This window comes from Agromyces sp. P1_H4 (assembly GCF_056405255.1).
This window is the reverse complement of sequence record NZ_JBFUCL010000408.1, coordinates 1-2,966: the sequence shown is the minus strand read 5'-3', so window position 1 is coordinate 2,966 and position 2,966 is coordinate 1. Positions and strand designations below refer to the sequence as shown.

Genomic DNA, 2,966 nt, shown 5'->3' with positions numbered 1-2,966 from the left:
GTGCTCGAGGCCGAGCGCCCCGAACGCGAGCCGAGCTTCGAGGAGGCGCTCGCGGCATCCGTGGAGCCGAAGCGGTCGATCGGCGAGTACGCCGCGTCGCTCGTGCGCAGCGGCCAGAGCGTCATCCTCGACGTCGGCACGACCACCCTCCAGATCGCACGCGCCCTGCGCGCCCGCGCCGACCTCGACGACCTCGTCGTGTTCACGAACGGCCTCTCGATCGCGCTCGAGCTCGAGGACGAGATCCCGCGCTTCACGGTCGTCGTGACGGGCGGCACCCTGCGCCCGAAGCAGCACTCGCTCGTGCATCCGCTGGCCGGGTCGATGCTCGAGGAGGTGCACGCCGACCTCGCCTTCATCGGCTGCAACGGCGTCGACCCGGCACACGGCGTGACGAACGCGAACCTGCCCGAGGCGGCGGTGAAGGCGCTCATGCTGCGCGCCGCGGCCAGGGCCGTCGTGGTCGCCGACGGCTCGAAGCTCGGCGAGGTGCACCTGGGCCGCATCGCCCCGATCGACGCCTTCGACGTGCTGGTGACGGATGCCGCGGCGCCGGCCCCGCTCGTCGCAGAACTCGAGGCCTCGGGGCTCGCGGTGCACCTCGCCCGAGACCCTAAAGTGGATCCATGACTCTTCCCACGGGCGAGCAGTTCGTGCTCGAGACCTCGACGTCGAGCGGCGACCTGCAGGCCACGATCACGGCCGTCGCTGCGGGCATCCGCACCCTCAGCATCAACGGCATCGACCTCGTTCCTCCCTACGCCGAGGACCAGGCGCCCCCCATGGGCGCCGGCATCGTGCTCGCGCCGTGGCCGAACCGCATCCGCGACGGCCGGTGGACGCACGAGGGCGTCGAGCACCAGCTCGCCATTACCGAGCCGGCCCGCAACAACGCCATCCACGGCCTGCTGCGGTACACCGAGTACAAGCCGATCGCCCGCGAGCGCGACTCGGTGACCCTCTCCGCGACGATCTACCCGCAGCTCGGCTACCCTTACCTGCTCGGCACCGCCGTGCACTACGAGCTCGTCGCCGACGGCCTCAAGGTCACCCACTACGTGGAGAACCTGGGCGCCGAGGCGGCGCCGGTCGCACTCGGCTCGCACCCCTACCTGAAGATCGGCGGCGTGCCCACCGGCGACCTCACGCTGCGCCTGGACGCGGCGAGCCACATCGAGGTCGACGACCGCCTGCTGCCCACCGGCGAGGTTCCCGTCGACGACACCGAGTGGGACCTGCGCGACGGCCGGCGTGTGAGCGACCTCCACCTCGACGACGCGTTCGGCGAGGTGGCCAGCGAAGACGGTGTCGTGCTGCACACGCTCACCGCGCCCGACGGGCGAACGGTGTCCATCTGGGCCGACGACGAGTTCGACTACGTGCAGGTCTACACGAGCCGCGAGTTCCCCGGCGAAGACGGCGACGTGGCGATCGCCGTGGAGCCGATGACGGCTCCCGCCGAGGCGTTCAACTCGGGTCGCGGCCTGCGCTGGCTCGACCCGGGTGACGAGTGGCAGGTCAGCTGGGGCATCCGGTTCGAGGGCTTCACCGCGGACTGAGCCGCGCGGCACGATCGACCGGTCGCACCACCTGTCACGGTCACGTACAGCGGATATACGATCCGCCGCACCGACGAAGCCGTGGACCGCGCGGCGCGGYGGATCGTATCTCCGCGATGTGTGGCACGCCGATCAGTCGGCGCACGACCCCGAGTCCACGGTGTCCTCCAGCAGCGGCGCCTGCTCTGCGAGCGGCGACAGCGTGGACACCGGGATGGCGTAGCCCACGTTCTCGACGGAATCCGACTTGGCGAACACCACGCCGCCCACGGCGCCGTCGCCCGTGAGCACCGGACCGCCCGAGTTGCCGTGGTCGACGTCGGCGGCGACCGTCATGATCTCGCGTGTCGAGGTGCGGCCGCCCTCCTCGATGGTGATCGGCCCGACCGACATCACGCGGGCCGGCCGCAGTTCGAGCGGACCGCCGAACGGATAGCCGGCCACGGCGGCGTCGGAACCCGTCGTGAGGTCGGCGATCGGGAGCGGCGGGGTCAGCAGTCCCGACACGGCGATGAGGGCGAGGTCGTTCTCGCGGTCGAAGGCCACCACGCGACCGGCGAGCGCCGGCTGCCCGGGCGCCTCGACGATCGGCTCGGTGACGCCGGCGACCACGTGCGCGTTGGTGACGATGCGGTCCTCGGCGACGACGAAGCCGCTGCCCGACAGGTTGCTGCCGCACTGGAAGGCCGTGCCGGTGACGCGCACCACCGAGGTCGCCGCGCGTGCGAGCTCGGCGTCGTCGACGCCGCCCGAGGGCAGCTCAGGCGCCTCGGTCGGCGCATCGAGCACCTGCACGAGCCAGGGGATGCCCTGGCCGAGCGCAGCCGTGCGGATCTCGGCGAGCAGGGTGCGGGTCGGCGCGGGCGTGACCTGGTCGAGGGCGGTGAGCACGCGGGAGCCGGCGACCGCCGGCGAGAGCACCGGCACGCCCATCGCCGACACGCCCGACGCGACGAGCACGACCACGAACGCGGCGACCAGGAGGTTGCCGATGGCGCCGAGGACACGGTCGAGCACGCCGAGCTTCACGGCGCGGGCGCCACGGCTGAGCGCACGACCGACGACCGCGCCGAGCCATGCGCCGAGTGACAGGAGCACCAGCGCCGTGCCGATCGCCGCGGGTGCTCGCCATTCCGGTGCGGGGACCAACCCCGATACCCACGGCATCACGAGGTACGCGGCGAGGCCGCCGAGCACGAGCCCGATCAGGCCGGCGGCGGTGCGCAGGAGGCCCGCGCGGTACCCGTGCACGGCCGCGGCGATGAAGGCCAGCACGAGGAACACGTCGAGCAGCAGGCTCCAGCCCATGGTGCCTCCGTTCCGTCGCGTCGGGTCGCACGTCCGTGGAGGACCAGCCTGCGGCATCCGGCTCGGAGACACCTGCAAGCGCGCCCGGCGCACGTGCCC

General features: G+C 72.4%; 3 protein-coding genes. 2 read left to right on the top strand and 1 reads right to left on the bottom strand.

Translation table 11 applies throughout. The features are described from left to right. Nucleotides 1–630: DeoR/GlpR family DNA-binding transcription regulator (locus AC1DY2_RS18020; RefSeq protein ID WP_476763661.1), on the top strand; the 630-nt coding region annotated here is incomplete at its 5' end. Beyond that, nucleotides 627–1,559, top strand: a complete 933-nt coding sequence (locus tag AC1DY2_RS18015) for an aldose 1-epimerase family protein (protein WP_476763660.1) — start codon at nt 627–629, stop codon at nt 1,557–1,559. The genes AC1DY2_RS18020 and AC1DY2_RS18015, both read left to right, overlap by 4 nt. 132 nt (nt 1,560–1,691) lie before the next feature. Here the strand turns inward: AC1DY2_RS18015 and AC1DY2_RS18010 are convergent, their stop codons facing one another. Continuing rightward, the gene (locus tag AC1DY2_RS18010; protein WP_476763659.1) at nt 1,692–2,867 is read right to left on the bottom strand and encodes a MarP family serine protease; all 1,176 of its coding nucleotides are present in this window, start codon (nt 2,865–2,867) and stop codon (nt 1,692–1,694) included. Between the last annotated feature and the right edge of the window lie 99 nt (nt 2,868–2,966).